Below are 15433 nucleotides of genomic sequence, written 5' to 3'. Positions count from 1 at the left end.
GCCGTCTCCAGTACCGGCCAGGCACCCTGGCCGGCTTCATCGCCAAGACCGGACTCGACCTACAACCCGCGACACCCGATCCGAAAGCCCTCTAGCGGCCCATCACGCGCGCCCGCAGAGCGCGAGCGAAGAACATCCGCTTCGCCAGTCCCGAGGGCTCGTAGAACACGATGTAGTCCTCGAACCTGTGCACCCCGCGCCGTCCGCCGACCCGCACCGCCGCGTCGCGCAGCGCGGTCAGCTGCGCCGCCGTCATCGGCAGCGCGCGCTCGCGCGGCTGGTACGTCGCCCCGGCCGGGTAGTCGCGGCAGGGCCGGTCGGTCATCTCGACGTGGCAGCCCATCACCCACGTCACCTCGTGCGTGGCACAGAACGCCACCAGGCGGTTCAGCGTGGCCACCAGTTCCGGGTAGTCCGCGACGTAGATCCGGCCCGGGTACACGGTGTCGCCGGTCAGCAGGAAGCCGGTCTCGGGGTCGAAGAACACCACCCCCGCCGCGTGGTGGCCGGGGGCGCCGACCGCCCGGAGCACGCGGCCGCCGAGGTCGAATTCCACCTCCTGGTCCGGCCAGCGGGCGTCGTCGAACCCGAAGAACTCCCGCACCGCCTCCGGCTCCTTGCCGACGACGACCGTGTCCGGCCGGCCGGCGAACTGCGCGTCGGCCGCGACGTGGTCGCCATGGCCGTGCGTGTGCGCGACCACCAGCTCGTACCCCTCACGCGGGTGCCGGCGCAGCCAGTCCGCGACCAGGGCGTCGACCGTCTCGCGCAGCGGGAAGACCGCCGGGTCGGCGGTGGCCCCGGTGTCGAGCAGGAAGGCGCGGTCCTCGCCGAAGAGCAGGTAGATGAACGGCGCCTCGAAACTCGTGCTCTTGCTCTGGCGCAAGATCACCGTGCGCTCGCCGTAGGACTGCACCTGGATCGGCGGCTCCGCGGCCGAGCGCGGACCCCCGCGACCCCCGCGCCCCCGACGCCCCCAGCGCGGTACGCCGTGGTTCCAGCGCAGGTCCAGTGGGCTCTGAACCGGGCTCTCCACGGCTAGGCCGTGCCCACCACGATGCCCCAGGTGTGCGTCACCGACTCGCCGCGCTCCAGCACGATCAGGCCCTTGCCGCTGGCGAAGGCGTTCGGCGGGCAGCTCATCGGCTCGACCGCCAGGGCCGAGCGGCGGTACGGCGCGTCCAGCGGGTCGCCGGAGAACAGCTGCACCCACTCCAGGCCGGCGCCGAACCACATCGTCACGCCGTCCACGCCCTGGCCGAGGGTGACGCGGGCCTGGCCGTCGGCGTCGCGGACGATGTCCGTGTAGGCCGTGTCCAAGGTCACGCCACGCAGCTGGCGGCGGTCGCGGAAGTCGTACGGGGTGCCGCCGACCGGGACCTCGCACTGCGGGATCATGCGCTCGTCGACCATCAGCCAGCGGCCGGCCGGGACCTGGGTCAGGCCCTGCGGGCCGTCCAGGCCGCCGTCCACCTTCAGGTAGGCGTGCGAGCCGATGCCGTAGGGCGCCTCCCAGTCGCCGGCGTTGCGCGCGGTCACCGAGACGGTCAGGCCCTCGTCCTCGTCCAGCGAGTACTCGGCGGCCAGGTCCAGCAGGAACGGGTAGCCCGGCCGCGGCTCCAGGCGCAGGGTCAGGCGGAGCGAGGAGTCGGTCTGGGCGTCCAGGTGCCAGTGGGCGTTGCGGGTCAGGCCGTGGATCGCGTTGTTGCGCGCGGGTTCGGTGATCTCCAGCTCGCGCTCGACGCCGCGGAAGGTGTACTTGCCGTCGCGGACACGGTTCGGCCACGGGATGAGCAGCTGGCCGCTGCCGCCGACCGGGGTGCCGTCCTCGGGAAACTCCATGATCAGTTCCCGGTTGTCCAGTCGCAGGCTCCTGAGACCCGCCCCGAGCTCGGTGATCGTGGCGGTGTACTGGCCCGCCTTGATCGTGTACTGCTCTCCGGTCGGCCGCTCGTTACCACTTGTGTGGGGGGCACTGATCATGCGGCCATGCTCCCACGAAGGCGCCCCCGGCGCTCGGGCCGGGGGCGGATCACCTGAGCCGGAACTCAGCCGCGGGTGCGCACGTCCACGAACGGAGGCTTCACGACGGTGAACGCCGCGGCCTTTCCGCGCACGTCCAAGTACACGGTGTCGCCCTCGGTGTACTCGCGGTCCAGCAGCGCCAGCCCGATACCCTCGCGCAGGCTCGGCGAGAAAGTTCCAGAGGTGACCTCGCCGATCTGCTTGCCGTCGGCGTCGTTCACCACCATGTGCGCGCGCGGAATCGCGCGGTCCACGGCCTTGATGCCGCGCAGCAGACGCTTCGCACCCGCCTCGCGCTCGGCCAGCAGCGCCTCGCGGCCCCAGAACGCCGGCTTCTTCCAGCCCACGGCCCAGCCGGCGCGCGCCATGTTCGGGGTGATGTCCAGCGACAGGTCCTGGCCGTGCAGCGGGTAGCCCATCTCGGTGCGCAGGGTGTCGCGCGCGCCGAGGCCGCAGGGGCGGATGCCGAACTCCTCGCCGGCGGCCAGCAGCGCGTCCCACAGCGCCTCGGTCTTGTCCCAGGGCGCGACCAGCTCGTAGCCGTGCTCGCCGGTGTAGCCGGTGCGGCAGACGGTGAGCGGGGCGTCCTGGAAGGAGGCGACGGCGAAGGACATGTAGTCGTGGTCGGTGGGCAGACCGAGCTTGGCCAGCACCTCGGCCGACTTCGGGCCCTGAACCGCGAGCACCCCGAAGTCGCGGTGCCGGTTCTCGATGACGACGCCCTCGGGGGCGGCGGCCCGCAACCGGCGGACCACCTCGGCGGTGTTGGCCGCGTTGGGGATCAGGAAGACGTCCTCGGGGCCGTTGAGGTAGGCGATGAGGTCGTCGACGACGCCGCCGGTGGCGTCGTCGCAGCACAGCGTGTACTGCGCCTGGCCGGGCTCGATGCGCTGCAGGTCGTTGGCCAGCACGGAGTTGACGAACGCCGCCGCGCCGGGGCCCGTGACCGAGGCCTTCCCGAGGTGGCTGACGTCGAAGACGCCGACCTGCTCGCGGACCGCGGCATGCTCCTTGAGGACTCCGCCTGTCTTGCTGTACTCGATCGGCATGTCCCAGCCGCCGAAATCGGACATCTTGGCGCCCAGGGCGACGTGGCGGGCATGCAGGGGCGAAGTCAACAGATCGCTGGTCACAGGCCGAGACGATACCCGAGAAGGGGGCCCCGACGAGCCACGGCCGAGGCCGTGCGGAACGACGCGGGGGTGGACGGGCCGGGAACGGGGAAGGTCATCCCGGCGCCTCGCCCGGCATGCCGGTACGGAATACAGTCGCCTAAAGTAACGATGACTCGGGTGACGGCCGCCTCGACCGCTGTGAAGGGCGACCCCTGCGAAGGGCGACCCCCTTCCCCGCCAGAATCTGCAGATGTCCTAGCGAGAACTGGATCAACGATGACCTCGATCTCCCTGTCCGCTACCGCGACCGGCAAGGCGGACGCCGTCGTAGTCGGCGTGTACGCCACCGAGACCGCAAAGGGGGTCAAGGGCGTCGCCCTGGCACCCGGCGCCGAGGCCGTGGACGCGGCCTACGGCGGAACCCTGGCCAAGGCGCTGGATCTGCTCGGCGCCGCCGGCAAGGACGGCGAGCTGACCCGGCTGCCGGGGCAGAGCGACGTCAAGGCGCCGCTGATCGTCGCCGTGGGCCTGGGCAAGAAGCCCGGCAAGGGCGCCTCCCTGAGCACCGAGACCCTGCGCAAGTCCGCGGCCGCCGCGGCCCGCTCGCTGGCCGGCAAGGCCAAGGCGGTCTTCGCGCTGCCGGCCGAGGACGCCGAGCAGGTCGGCGCGATCGCCGAGGGCGTGCTGCTGGGCAGCTACGCGTGGCAGGGCCTGAAGACCCCGCGCAAGGACGCCAAGGGCGCCCTGGGCGAGGTCGTGCTGGCCTCCCCGGCTGCCAAGCAGGCCCCGGCCAAGAAGGCCCTGGAGCGCGCCGCCACCGTCGCCGGCGCCGTGAACCTGGCCCGCGACCTGATCAACACCCCGCCCTCGCACCTGTACCCGCAGACCTTCGCCGAGCGCGCGCAGGCCGAGGTGAAGGACGCCGCGCTGGCCACGCTCAGCATCGAGGTGCTGGACGAGAAGGCGCTGACCAAGGGCGGCTACGGCGGCATCATGGGCATCGGCAAGGGCTCGGCCAAGCCGCCGCGCCTGGTCCGCGTGACCTACCGCCACCCCAAGGCCAAGAAGCACCTGGCGCTGGTCGGCAAGGGCATCACCTTCGACACCGGCGGCATCTCGCTGAAGCCGGCCAACGCCATGGACACCATGAAGTCGGACATGAGCGGCGCCGCGGCGGTGTTCTCCGCGACGCTGGCCGTGGCCCGGCAGGAGGTGCCGGTCAACGTCACCACGTACCTGTCGCTGGCCGAGAACATGCCCGGCGGCGGCGCGATCAAGGTCTCGGACGTCATCACCATGTACGGCGGCAAGACCGTCGAGATCATGAACACCGACGCCGAGGGCCGCGTGGTCATGGCCGACGCGCTGGCCCGGGCCAGCGAGGACGGCCCGGACCTGCTGCTGGACGTCGCGACCCTGACCGGCGCGCAGGTCCTGGCGCTGGACCGGTACTCGGCGGTCATGGGCAACGACGACGACCTGCGCGCCACCATCGTGGAGACCGCCAAGGCCGCCGGCGAGGACATGTGGCCGATGCCGCTGCCGGAGTACCTGCGCGAGACCATCGACACCCAGAGCGCCGACATCTCGAACATGGGGCAGCGCATGGGCGGCATGCTGGTCGCCGGCCTGTTCCTGCGCGAGTTCGTGGGCGAGGGCATCAAGTGGGCCCACCTGGACATCGCCGGCGCCTCCTTCAACGAGAAGGCCCCCTACGGCGACACGCCGAAGGGCGGCACCGGCGCCGCGGTGCGGACGCTGGTCAAGCTGGCCGAGGACCTGGGCGCGGGCAAGTAGGCACCCGGTACTGATCCGAACTGATCCGAAGCGGTCATCTCCCCGAACGGGAGGTGACCGCTTCGGCGTTCGCGGGTAAGCGTGAGGCCATGAGCGCCGACGACGGCACCGACCAGGGTGGGCACCCGGCCCACGACCCGCACGAAGGCCTCGGCACCCGGCTGAACTGGCTGCGCGCCGGGGTGCTGGGCGCGAACGACGGCATCGTCTCCACGGCCGGCCTGGTGGTCGGCGTGGCCGGGGCCACGGGCTCCCGCTCGGCGCTGCTGGCCTCCGGCATCGCCGGGCTGCTGGCCGGCTCGCTGTCGATGGCCTCCGGGGAGTACGTGTCGGTGTCCACCCAGCGCGACACCGAGAAGGCGGCGCTGGCGATGGAACGCAAGGAACTCGCCGAGACGCCCGAGGCGGAGCTCGAGGAACTGGTCGGCCTCTACCGCGACAAGGGGCTGACGGAGACCACGGCGCGACAGGTCTCCAAGGAGCTGACGGCGCACGACGCCCTGAGCGCCCACGCCCAGACGGAATTAGGTATCAACCCCGACGAGCTGGCGAACCCCTGGCACGCGGCGCTCGCCAGCTTCGTGGCGTTCAGCGTCGGCGCGCTGCTGCCGCTGCTGGCGATCGTGCTGCCGCCGGACGGCTGGCGGGTCCCGGTCACGGTGGTCAGCGTGCTGATCGCGCTGGTGGCCACCGGCTGGTTCAGCGCCCGGCTGGGCCGCGCGGCGCCGGGGAGGGCGATCCTGCGCAACGTGATCGGCGGGGCGCTGGCGATGGGGATCACCTACCTTGTCGGCACCCTGATCGGGCAAGTCGATTAGCCTAGGGCGCCATGCTGCACTGGCACGAGAAACGGATCGAGCAGTGGCGGGCCGCCGCGGCGCACGGGGACACCGAGGCGATGCTGCGCCTCGCGCACGCGGCCAAGCACCACGACCCCGCCGAGGCGGAGCGCTGGCTGCGGTCGGCCGCCGACCTCGGCAGCCTGGAGGCGGTGCACAAGCTGGGCGTCCTGCTGTGGCACCGGGGCGAGCACCAGGACGGCGAGGAACTGGTGCACCGCGCGGCCGTGAGCGGCTATCAGGACGCGATCGCCACGATGGGGCAGTTCTGCGAGCGGCGCGGTGACTTGGAGGGCGCCGACTCCTGGTTCTGCAAGGTGAGCGCCGACGACGACAGCGGCTGAGACCGGGGCCCGGCAGACCGGCTTCCTGACAGACCGGTTTCCCAGCAGACCGGGTTCTCGGCAGACCGGGTTTCCACCGAGGCCGCGGTGTCAGACTCCGTCGAGCCGTCGCTTGTCCTCCTCGGCACGTTTGCGCGTCCAGTCCCGCATGCGCTGTGGGTAGCCGACCACATCGGCGTCGTAGGCAGGAATACCTAATGCGCGCGCCAGAGCGTGCGCCTGTTGCGGGCTGCGCACCCGCCGCCGCGTCCACTCCCCGGACGCCGCGATGAAGACCACTGTGGTGTCGGTCACAGAGGTGCGCGGCTCTATGTACGCCTCGACTCCGGTCCGGCTGCGGGCGAACTCGCTCAAGTGCGCTTCGGCGGCGGCCAGTTCCTCAGTGGATCTCCTGCTGGGCGGCGGCGCGGTCGGTCCGGGAGCCGGAACGGGCATGGTGGGACGGCGTCGGCGGAACAGGGGCATAACCACTCCCGGAAGATCGTTGCTCCCTTCGGCCGGGCCGCGGGGCTCGGCAGAAGTCGGGTCCGCACGCGGACTAGACTGGCGTTCCGGTCGCGGATGCGCTACCCGCGACTCCGCGTCCGTCCGCTCGCTGACCCTTCCACAGCAGTGTGTCAGTGTGGGGCGGAACGGGACCGGCTAAAGCGAGAAGCAGGCAGTGAGAGGAACGCACGTGGCAGGCGACAACCAGTTCGACTTGGTCATCCTCGGCGGCGGCTCGGGCGGCTACGCCTGCGCTTTCCGGGCGGCGGACCTCGGCATGAGCGTGGCGCTGATCGAGAAGGCCGAAGTGGGCGGGACCTGCCTGCACCGCGGCTGCATCCCCACCAAGGCACTGCTGCACGCCGGCGAGGTCGCGGACAACACCCGCGAGGCGGCCCAGTTCGGCGTCGCGGCCACCTTCCACGGCATCGACATGGCGGCCGTGAACTCCTACAAGGACGGCGTCGTCGGCCAGCTGTACAAGGGCCTGCAGGGCATTGTGAAGGCCCGCAAGATCGAGTTCATCCCCGGCGAGGGCAAGCTGGTCTCGGCGAACACGATCCAGGTCAACGGTCAGAACGTGACCGGCAAGAACGTGGTGCTGGCGACCGGCTCGGTGCCGAAGTCGCTGCCCGGCCTGGAGATCGACGGCAACCGGATCATCTCCAGCGACCACGCCCTGAAGCTCGACTACGTCCCGGCCTCGGCGATCATCCTCGGCGGCGGCGTCATCGGCTCGGAGTTCGCCTCGGTCTGGAAGTCCTTCGGCACCGACGTGACCATCATCGAGGGCCTGCCGCACCTGGTCCCGCTGGAGGACGAGAACTCCTCCAAGCTGCTGGAGCGCGCCTTCCGCCGCCGCGGCATCAAGTACGAACTGGGCAACTTCTTCTCCGGTGTGGAGTACACCGAGAACGGCGTCCGCGCCTCCATCGCCAACGGCAAGACCGTCGAGGCCGACCTGATGCTGGTGGCCGTCGGCCGCGGCCCGGTCTCCGCGGGCCTGGGCTACGAGGAGGCCGGGGTCGCCATGGACCGCGGCTTCGTCAAGGTCGACCAGTACTGCCGCACCTCGGTCCCCGGCGTCTACGCGGTCGGCGACCTGATCCCGACCCTGCAGCTGGCGCACGTCGGCTTCGCCGAGGGCATTTTGGTCGCCGAGCACATCGCGGGCCTCAACCCCGCCCCGATCGACTACGACGGCGTGCCGCGCGTGACCTACTCGCACCCCGAGGTCGCCTCCATGGGTCTGACCGAGGCGCAGGCGAAGACCAAGTACGGCGACGCGGCTGTGAAGACCTTCAACTACGACCTGGCCGGCAACGGCAAGAGCAAGATCCTCAAGACCTCGGGCCAGGTGAAGGTGGTCCAGCAGGTCGACGGACCGGTGCTCGGCATCCACATGGTGGGCGACCGGATGGGTGAACTCGTCGGCGAGGCGCAGTTGATCTTCAACTGGGAGGCGCTGCCGCAGGAGGTCGCCCAGCTCGTGCACGCGCACCCGACCCAGACCGAGGCGATGGGCGAGGCCATGATGGCCCTGGCCGGCAAGCCGCTCCACGTCCACGACTGATAAGCCTGCTGTATGGACACCGCAGGACACAGCCTGCGGAAGCCCTGAGAATTCTGCACGGAATGTTCTGCGAAGGAGATAGAGAGCGCTCATGTCGGTCTCAGTAGTTCTGCCCGCGATGGGTGAGTCGGTCACCGAGGCCACCATCACCCGCTGGCTGAAGAAGGAAGGCGACCGGGTCGAGGTCGACGAGCCGCTGCTCGAAGTCTCCACCGACAAGGTCGACACCGAGATCCCGTCCCCGGCCGCCGGGTTCCTGGTGTCGATCAAGGTCGGCGAGGACGAGACGGTCGAGGTCGGCGCGGAGCTGGCGGTCATCGGCGACACCGCGGACGCCGCCCCGGCGGCTCCGGCCGCCGCGGCCCCGGCTGCCGCCCCCGCGGCCGCTCCGGCCCCGGCTCCGGCCGCTGCTCCGGCCCCGGCTGCCGCTCCGGCCCCCGCGCCGGCCGCCGCCGCCCCGGCTCCGGCCCCGGCCGCTGCTCCGGCCGCCCCGACCGGCGGCGCCGTCTCGGGCACCCCGGTCACGCTGCCGGCGATGGGCGAGTCGGTCACCGAGGCGACCATCACCCGCTGGCTCAAGGCCGTCGGCGACACCGTCGAGGTCGACGAGCCGCTGCTGGAGGTCTCCACGGACAAGGTCGACACCGAGGTCCCCTCGCCGGTCGCCGGCGTCCTGCTGGAGATCAGCGTCGCCGAGGACGAGACCATCGACATCGGCGCGCAGCTGGCCGTGATCGGCGCTCCGGGTGCCTCCGCCCCGGCGGCCGCGGCCCCGGCCGCTCCGGCCCAGCCGCAGGCCGCCCCGGCGCCGGCTCCCGCTCCGGCCCCGGCCCCGGCCCCGCAGGCCGCTCCCCCGGCGCCCGCGCCGCTGCCGGCGACCCCGCCGGTCGCCGCTCCGGCCCCGGCACCGCAGGCCCCGGCCCCGGCCGTGGCGGCCACGCCGTCGTTCACCGCGACCGCCCCGGCTCCGGCCCCGGGCGGCGAGTACAAGCCCGGCACCCCGGCCGTCGTCGCGCAGGCCCAGACGGCCGCGCGCGTCGACTCCCCCGGCGCCGAGCCGGCCGCGGCCTACGTCACCCCGCTGGTCCGCAAGCTGGCGGCCGAGCACGGCGTGGACCTGGCCGGCGTCACCGGCACCGGTGTCGGCGGCCGCATCCGCAAGCAGGACGTGATCGACGCGGCCAAGGCCAAGCCGGCTCCGGCCGCCGCCCCGGCGGCGTCCTCGGGCTCCGCCCCGGCCGCCAAGGCGCCGGTCGCCCCGAGCCCGCTGCGCGGCCGCACCGAGAAGCTGACCCGGATGCGCGCGCTGATCGCCAAGCGCATGCTCGAGTCGCTGCAGACCTCGGCGCAGCTGACCACCGTGGTCGAGGTGGACGTCACCAACATCGCCCGCCTGCGGACCCGTGCCAAGGCCGAGTTCGAGGCGCGCGAGGGCGTGAAGCTGTCGTTCATGCCGTTCTTCGCGCTGTCCGCGATCGAGGCGCTCAAGCAGCACCCGAACGTCAACGCGGTCATCGACACCGAGGCCGGCACGGTCACGTACCACGACTACGAGAACCTGGCCATCGCGGTCGACAGCGAGAAGGGCCTGATGACCCCGGTCATCAAGAACGCCGGCGACCTGAACCTGGGCGGCCTGGCCCGCGGCATCGCGGACCTGGCCGAGCGGACCCGCACCAACAAGGTCCTCCCGGACGAGCTGGCCGGCGGCACGTTCACGCTGACCAACACCGGCAGCCGCGGCGCGCTGTTCGACACCCCGATCCTGAACCAGCCGCAGGTCGGCATCCTGGGCACCGGCGCGGTCGTGAAGCGCCCGTCGGTCATCAACGACCCCGACCTGGGCGAGGTCATCGCGGTGCGCTCGATGGTGTACCTGGCGCTGACCTACGACCACCGCCTGGTGGACGGCGCGGACGCCGCCCGCTTCCTGGTCACCATGAAGGAGCGGCTCGAAGAGGGCAAGTTCGAGGCCGACCTCGGGCTGTAGTCGCCGGTAGCGCTTGAGAACGAGGCAGTGGCCCGGTCCGAAAGGACTGGGCCACTGCCTTTTGCTTTGGTCTCAGCCTGCTTTGGTCTCAGCCTGCTTTGGTCTCAGCCTGCTTTGGTCTTCGGCTCGCGGGTCAGCGTCACCGCGAGGTCGTCCCGGCGCACGTCCAGGTAGGCGGCGCGCTCGTCGGCGAACTGCCCGCCCGCAGCACCACCGTGGGCGCGCGGGCCCGCCTATCGTCTTGCTTTCCTTCATCATCTCTGTAACTTAGGTTAGCCTAACCTGACTTCGTGGCGCCCCGGCTCCCCGGATGGCGCGGATCACAGGGCTATGCTGCTGCTATGCGGATCGCCATCACCGGCTCCACGGGAATGATCGGCACGGCCCTTTCCGCCGCGCTCACCGAAGACGGCCACGAGATCGTCCGCCTGGTCCGCCACACGCACCCCGACGAGGCCGCCGGCGAGCGCCACTGGTCGCCGTTCGGCGACCCGGACCCCAAGCCGTACGAGGGCTGCGACGTCGTGGTCCACCTGGCCGGCGCGGGCCTGGGCGACAAGCGGTGGTCGGCCGCCTACAAGCGCGAGATCAGGGAGAGCCGCGTCCACGGCACCGACACCCTGGCGCGCTCGCTGGCCCTGCTGACCGAGCGGCCCAAGGCGCTGCTGTCGGCCTCGGCGATCGGCTTCTACGGCGACACCGGCACCACGCCGGTCACCGAGGAGTCGCCGGGCTCTGAGGATTTCCTGGGCGCCGTGTGCCGGGACTGGGAGACGGCGACCAAGCCCGCCGAGGACGCCGGGATCCCGGTGGCGCACCTGCGCAACGGCGTCGTGCTCGGCGGCTCCGGCGGCGCGCTGGCGCGGATGCTGCCGTTCTTCAAGGCCGGGATCGGCGGCCCGATCGGCAGCGGCCGGCAGTACTTCTCGTTCATCGGGATGGCCGACTACCTGGCCGCGGTCAAGCACATCATGGCCCTGACCACGGAGGGAACCATGACCGGGGCGGTGAACGTCACCGGTCCGCTGCCGGTCACGAACCGCGCCTTCACCAAGGCCCTGGGCCATGTGCTGCACCGGCCGACGGTCATGCCGGTACCGGGGTTCGCGCTGCGGGTCATGTTCGGGGAGATGGCCCATGAGCTCACCGGAAGCCAGCGGGTGCTGCCGGCACGGCTGACAGGATCCGGGTTCGCCTTCACGACCCCCGACGCCCGCGCGGCGTTGGCCGCCGCGCTCGCCTGAGGCCGCGGCGAACCAGCGGAGAATCAGGCCTCTTAAATGCGTGACGGCCCGGATACCCAGAGTTCTCAAATGCTGAGACAGCAGGCGTTTCCCGTGAGTACGCCACGGGCGCAGGGGTAGGCATCCCTGCACAAGCGCCGACGCTCGGCCGGCTTCGCCCTGCCCTGCGCGCCAACCACGCGGGCCCACAAGGCGCGCCGGGAGGTCGGCTCTAGAGGGTGGAGGGGCTCACGTGACAGCACAAAGTCCGAGCCACCGGCATCGCCTGGACGCCGACGTGATCGTCGTCGGCGCCGGCGTCGCCGGATTGCACGCCGCGGGGCGGCTGCACGAGGCGGGTTTGGACGTCCTGGTCATCGAGGCGTCGGACCGGGTGGGGGGCAGAGCCGGCACCGAGCGGGTCTCCGGGTTCCTGGTGGACAAAGGGTTCCACCTGGTGAACTCCGTCGAGCACGGGGAGAACGCGAAACTGGAGCTGGGGAGCTTCGCCCCCGGCGTGGACCTGCAGCTGGACGGCAAGCGGATCCGCTACGGCGACCGCGCCGGCGGCCAGAGCGCGATCGACGCGATCGGCGCGATGAATGCCATGGGCGGGACGGGGGCGATGGGCGCGATCGGCGCGGGCACGGTCCTGCGCACCCCGCTCGGCTCCCCGGCCGAGCGCCGCCGCCAGTCGGGCTGGCTGCTGCGGGTGGCCCTGAGCCGGCCCGAGGCCATCCTGGCCGGCCCCGAGCGCACGGCCGCGGCGCTGGTCGCCGAGGTCGGCCTGTCGCGGCGGGTGGTGGACGGCTTCCTGCGGCCGTACCTGGAGGCCTTCGCCGCCGAGCCGGACCCGGCGCTGGCGGTGTCGGGCCGGGCGATGGAGCTGGCGCTGCGGCAGCTGGTGCGGGGGCGCTGGTGCCTGCCGGCGAGCGGCATCGCGGCGATCCCGCACCGGCTGGCCGAGAAGCTGCCGCCGGGCGCGGTGCGGCTGGAGACCGAGGTCCTGATGGTCTACGCGAACGGCGTCGTCACCGCCGACGAGGTGCTGCGCAGCTCCGCGGTGGTGGTGGCGACGGACCCGGCGACGGCGGTGGAGCTGCTGCCGGGCCTGCACGAGCCGGAGCCGCGGTCGGTGACCGCGTTCCACCACGCCACCGTGCTGCCGCCGCCGCGCACCGAGCCGGCGGTCCTGGTCGACGCCGACCCGCACTCGCCGGTCGCGCGCACGGCGGCGGTCAGCCACGCGGTGCCCAGCCGCAGCCCCGACGGACGGACCCTGGTCTCCACGAACGTGGTCGGCCACACCGGGACCCGCACCTCGGAGCTGGAGTCGGCGGTCCGGGCCCGGCTCGCGGAGCTGTACCCGGGCGGCGACGACCGCTGGGAGTGCGTGGCGGTGCACCACTTCCCGCACGCGGTGCCCGCGATGACCTCGCCGCACAACTTCCGGCGTCCGGTACGCCTGATCCACGGGTTGTACGTGTGCGGAGATCATCGGGACACCGCCGGCATCGACGGGGCGATGGAGTCGGGACGGCGTGCCGCGCGGTCCGTGTTGTCCGATCTCGGGGTCTCTTTTCGCAGTGAGGAGCTGGCCACCGCCTAACGGGTAGGCGGCGGGCTCCGGCACGTCAGGCCACGGCGGCCATCTCCCGGGAGCGGGTCGGCGCCGTGGCCTCGTCGACGAGCGCGAGGGCCAGGTCGGCGTAGGCGAAGGCGTCGGCCCCGGGGATCGCCCGCGTGCCGCCGAGCCGGTAGGCGCCGGTCCCGGGGCCCTCGTCGAGGAACACCAGCGGCGGCGCGAGGACGACCCAGTCCAGGTGCGAAGCCCGCAGCAGCGGGAGCTGCGCGGCGTGGCCGCGGGAGAAGGCGCGGGCCTCCTCGGGCAGGCCGTCGCCATCGTGGGCGGGGACGCCGGGTGCGACTTCGAGCGCGCCGCCGATGCCGACCGCGACGAGCCTGCGCACGCCGGCGGCGTCGAGCCCCTCGATCAGGGCCCGGGCCGCGGCGACGAAGTGGCCCTCGTCCATGGCCGCGGCGGTGTTGACGGCCACGTCGTGCCCCTTCGCCAGCCCTGCGATGCTCGCGGGGTCCGTGACGTCGCCGGCGACGACGCTCACCCCGGCCACCGCGCCGAGGTCCGGGTACTTGGCCGGGTCCCGGACCACCGCCGTGACCGTGTGCCCGCGCCGAGCCGCCTCGGCCACCGTGGGCCGCCCGGCCCGACCGCCTGCTCCGAAAACAATGATGTTCGCCATGTCCGCGACGGTAGGACGGACCGCCCCAGTCACTGCAACGTAACTAGGCTCGACCTGTGGAATCGCTGAGCCCGGACATGTTCGACGCCGCCTGCCCCTCGGCCGAGTCGCCGTTCCGTATCGCCGACAAGTGGGGCGGCCTGGTGCTGATCTGCCTCGAAGGCGGCCCGCGCCGCTTCACCGAGCTGCGGGTGCCCCTGAGCCGAGTGGCCCCGAAGGTACTGACCGAGACGCTGCGCGCCCTGGAACGCAACGGATTCATCACCCGCACGGTCTTCGACGAGAACCCGCCGCACGTGGAGTACGAGCTCACGCCGCTGGGGCGGAGCCTGCTGCCGGCGATCGAGGCGTGCCGCGAGTGGGGTTTCGCGAACCTGGAGGCATTGCGCGCGGCGCGGGACGAGTACGACGGGGCGGCCTGACAGTCCGGCGCCGCCCCGTCGCTGACTACGGCCTACTCCCCCAGCGGGAAGTTCGCGACGAACCGCCCCTGCGGATCCCACTTCTTCTTCAGCCCGCGCAGCCGCTCGGCCTCGTCCGCCGCCATCGTGTCGGCCAGCGTGTCCGTCGCCCCGAGGAAGGTCGCCAGCTTCCCGCCGGTCACCGCGTCGCCGAGCGCGGCCACCACCTCCGCCTGCTTCGCGGCCACGGCCGCGCCGGCCTCCTTCGTGGGCGCCAGGCCCAGCAGGTAGACCAGGTACTCCTCGGCGACCGGGCCGCGCGGGCCGGGGCGGGCGCCGGTCAGGGCGCCGCCGAGGTGGCGGACCTGGAGGGCCAGGAGCGGCGCGACCGGTTCGGCCAGAAGCACGGCGATGGTGCCGGCGTCGAAGCGGCCCAGCAGTTCGGCGCGCGAGACGCTCGGGCCGGGGTCGACTGGGTCGTTCGTGATGGTCGCGAGCTCCTCGAACGGCAGGGCCTTCCAGGCGCCGTTCAGGACGCCGTCGATCGCCTCGAACGGCTTCAGCAGCACGCGGCCGTCCGTCTCCGGGCCCAGATACGCCACGGTCACCGCCACCACCGCCGGCGCTCCGCCCGGGAACTGCGCGCGCGACACCCATACGCTCAGCTCCTGCGGCGCGGAGGCGGTGACGTCGCGGAACGCCGCGAACACCTCGTCCGCGCGGGAATCCGGCCAGAACGTCGTGCCGCCGAACAGCTCGCGCTCCTCGTGCAGGCGCACGGTCAGCGCCGTCACGATCGCGAAGTCGCCGCCTCCCCCGGCCAGGGCGTGGAACAGGTCGGGGTTCTCCTCCGCGTTGGCCTTGCGGGGCTCGCCGGTGGCGTCCACGACCTCGAACTCGATCACGTGGTCCGAGGACATCCCGTACTTGCGGGCGAAGAAGCCGGCGCCGCCGCCGAGGGTGTATCCGGCCACGGACACGGTCGGCGAGCTGCCGGGCTTGCCGATCAGGCCGTGCGGGGCGGTCGCGGCGTTGACCGCGCCGGAGGTCACACCGGCGCCGATGCGCGCGGTGCGGGCCTCGGGGTCCACGCTCAGCTCGTCCAGGCGGCCGGTGCGCAGCAGGATGGCGCCGGCCGCCGTGCCCGAGGCGCCGTGGCCGGTGGGCTGGACCGCGATCGGGACGCCCGCCTGGTTGGCGTAGCGCACCAGCGCGGCGACGTCGTCGGCGTCGGCGGCCGTCACCACGGCGCGCACGTCCTGCACGACCGCCAGGTTGTAGGGCTTGCGGGCGGCGTCGAAGCCCTCCTCGCCGGGCAGCAGGACCTCGCCGCGGACGGCGTCACGCAGGGACAACAGGGACGGCTCAGTCATGGCACG

At 72.4% G+C, this 15433-nt stretch carries 14 protein-coding genes; 8 read left to right on the top strand and 6 right to left on the bottom strand.

The annotated features are described in order from the left end of the window. Positions 1-91: 91 nt before the first annotated feature. The 3 genes from ABIA35_RS24210 to gcvT all read right to left on the bottom strand — a co-directional run bounded on the left by ABIA35_RS24210 (position 92) and on the right by gcvT (position 3158). Complete coding sequence (locus tag ABIA35_RS24210) at positions 92-1036, bottom strand: MBL fold metallo-hydrolase (RefSeq protein WP_370359412.1); 945 nt, start codon at positions 1034-1036, stop codon at positions 92-94. 2 nt (positions 1037-1038) lie between these two features. Next, positions 1039-1983, bottom strand: a complete 945-nt coding sequence (locus tag ABIA35_RS24205) for an aldose 1-epimerase family protein (protein ID WP_370359411.1) — start codon at positions 1981-1983, stop codon at positions 1039-1041. Between the two features lie 65 nt (positions 1984-2048). Beyond that, entirely contained in the window at positions 2049-3158 is a 1110-nt protein-coding gene (gcvT, locus tag ABIA35_RS24200) for a glycine cleavage system aminomethyltransferase GcvT (RefSeq protein ID WP_370340723.1), read from the bottom strand. Between the two features lie 258 nt (positions 3159-3416). Between gcvT and ABIA35_RS24195 the strand changes: the two genes are divergently transcribed. The 3 genes from ABIA35_RS24195 to ABIA35_RS24185 all read left to right on the top strand — a co-directional run bounded on the left by ABIA35_RS24195 (position 3417) and on the right by ABIA35_RS24185 (position 6120). Further along, entirely contained in the window at positions 3417-4937 is a 1521-nt protein-coding gene (locus ABIA35_RS24195; protein ID WP_370340721.1) for a leucyl aminopeptidase, read from the top strand. A gap of 89 nt (positions 4938-5026) precedes the next feature. After that, a complete protein-coding gene (locus ABIA35_RS24190) occupies positions 5027-5755 on the top strand; it encodes a VIT family protein (protein ID WP_370340720.1) in 729 nt (242 codons plus the stop codon). A gap of 11 nt (positions 5756-5766) precedes the next feature. Beyond that, the gene (locus ABIA35_RS24185; protein ID WP_370340718.1) at positions 5767-6120 is read left to right on the top strand and encodes a hypothetical protein; all 354 of its coding nucleotides are present in this window, start codon (positions 5767-5769) and stop codon (positions 6118-6120) included. Positions 6121-6210: 90 nt separating this feature from the next. Here ABIA35_RS24185 and ABIA35_RS24180 read toward each other — a convergent pair whose 3' ends face one another. Further along, the gene (locus ABIA35_RS24180) at positions 6211-6585 is read right to left on the bottom strand and encodes a hypothetical protein (RefSeq protein WP_370340717.1); all 375 of its coding nucleotides are present in this window, start codon (positions 6583-6585) and stop codon (positions 6211-6213) included. A gap of 211 nt (positions 6586-6796) precedes the next feature. On the opposite strand from ABIA35_RS24180, the gene lpdA reads away from it, so the two are divergent. The 4 genes from lpdA to ABIA35_RS24160 all read left to right on the top strand — a co-directional run bounded on the left by lpdA (position 6797) and on the right by ABIA35_RS24160 (position 13001). Further along, a complete protein-coding gene (lpdA, locus tag ABIA35_RS24175) occupies positions 6797-8179 on the top strand; it encodes a dihydrolipoyl dehydrogenase (protein WP_370340715.1) in 1383 nt (460 codons plus the stop codon). 91 nt (positions 8180-8270) lie between these two features. Further along, entirely contained in the window at positions 8271-10169 is a 1899-nt protein-coding gene (gene sucB / locus ABIA35_RS24170) for a 2-oxoglutarate dehydrogenase, E2 component, dihydrolipoamide succinyltransferase (RefSeq protein ID WP_370359408.1), read from the top strand. Between the two features lie 341 nt (positions 10170-10510). Further along, a complete protein-coding gene (locus ABIA35_RS24165) occupies positions 10511-11413 on the top strand; it encodes a TIGR01777 family oxidoreductase (RefSeq protein WP_370359407.1) in 903 nt (300 codons plus the stop codon). Positions 11414-11645: 232 nt separating this feature from the next. Then, positions 11646-13001, top strand: coding sequence for an NAD(P)/FAD-dependent oxidoreductase (locus tag ABIA35_RS24160; RefSeq protein ID WP_370359406.1), 1356 nt, complete (start codon positions 11646-11648; stop codon positions 12999-13001). Between the two features lie 25 nt (positions 13002-13026). Here ABIA35_RS24160 and ABIA35_RS24155 read toward each other — a convergent pair whose 3' ends face one another. Further along, a complete protein-coding gene (locus ABIA35_RS24155; protein WP_370359405.1) occupies positions 13027-13653 on the bottom strand; it encodes an NAD(P)-dependent oxidoreductase in 627 nt (208 codons plus the stop codon). A gap of 77 nt (positions 13654-13730) precedes the next feature. On the opposite strand from ABIA35_RS24155, the gene ABIA35_RS24150 reads away from it, so the two are divergent. Continuing rightward, positions 13731-14075 (top strand): winged helix-turn-helix transcriptional regulator, encoded by a 345-nt coding sequence (locus tag ABIA35_RS24150; protein WP_370340922.1) that lies wholly within the window; start codon positions 13731-13733, stop codon positions 14073-14075. Positions 14076-14107: 32 nt separating this feature from the next. On the opposite strand, the gene ABIA35_RS24145 is transcribed toward ABIA35_RS24150, so the two are convergent. Further along, positions 14108-15427 carry an FAD-binding oxidoreductase gene (locus ABIA35_RS24145; RefSeq protein WP_370359404.1) on the bottom strand — a complete coding sequence of 440 codons (1320 nt, stop codon included), beginning with the start codon at positions 15425-15427 and terminating at the stop codon, positions 14108-14110. Positions 15428-15433 lie beyond the last annotated feature (6 nt).

The sequence above is a fragment of the Catenulispora sp. MAP12-49 genome, assembly GCF_041262705.1.
Classification (GTDB): Bacteria; Actinomycetota; Actinomycetes; order Streptomycetales; family Catenulisporaceae; genus Catenulispora.
Note: the sequence above shows the minus strand (reverse complement) of the source record. Positions and strands in the feature narration are given on the sequence as shown.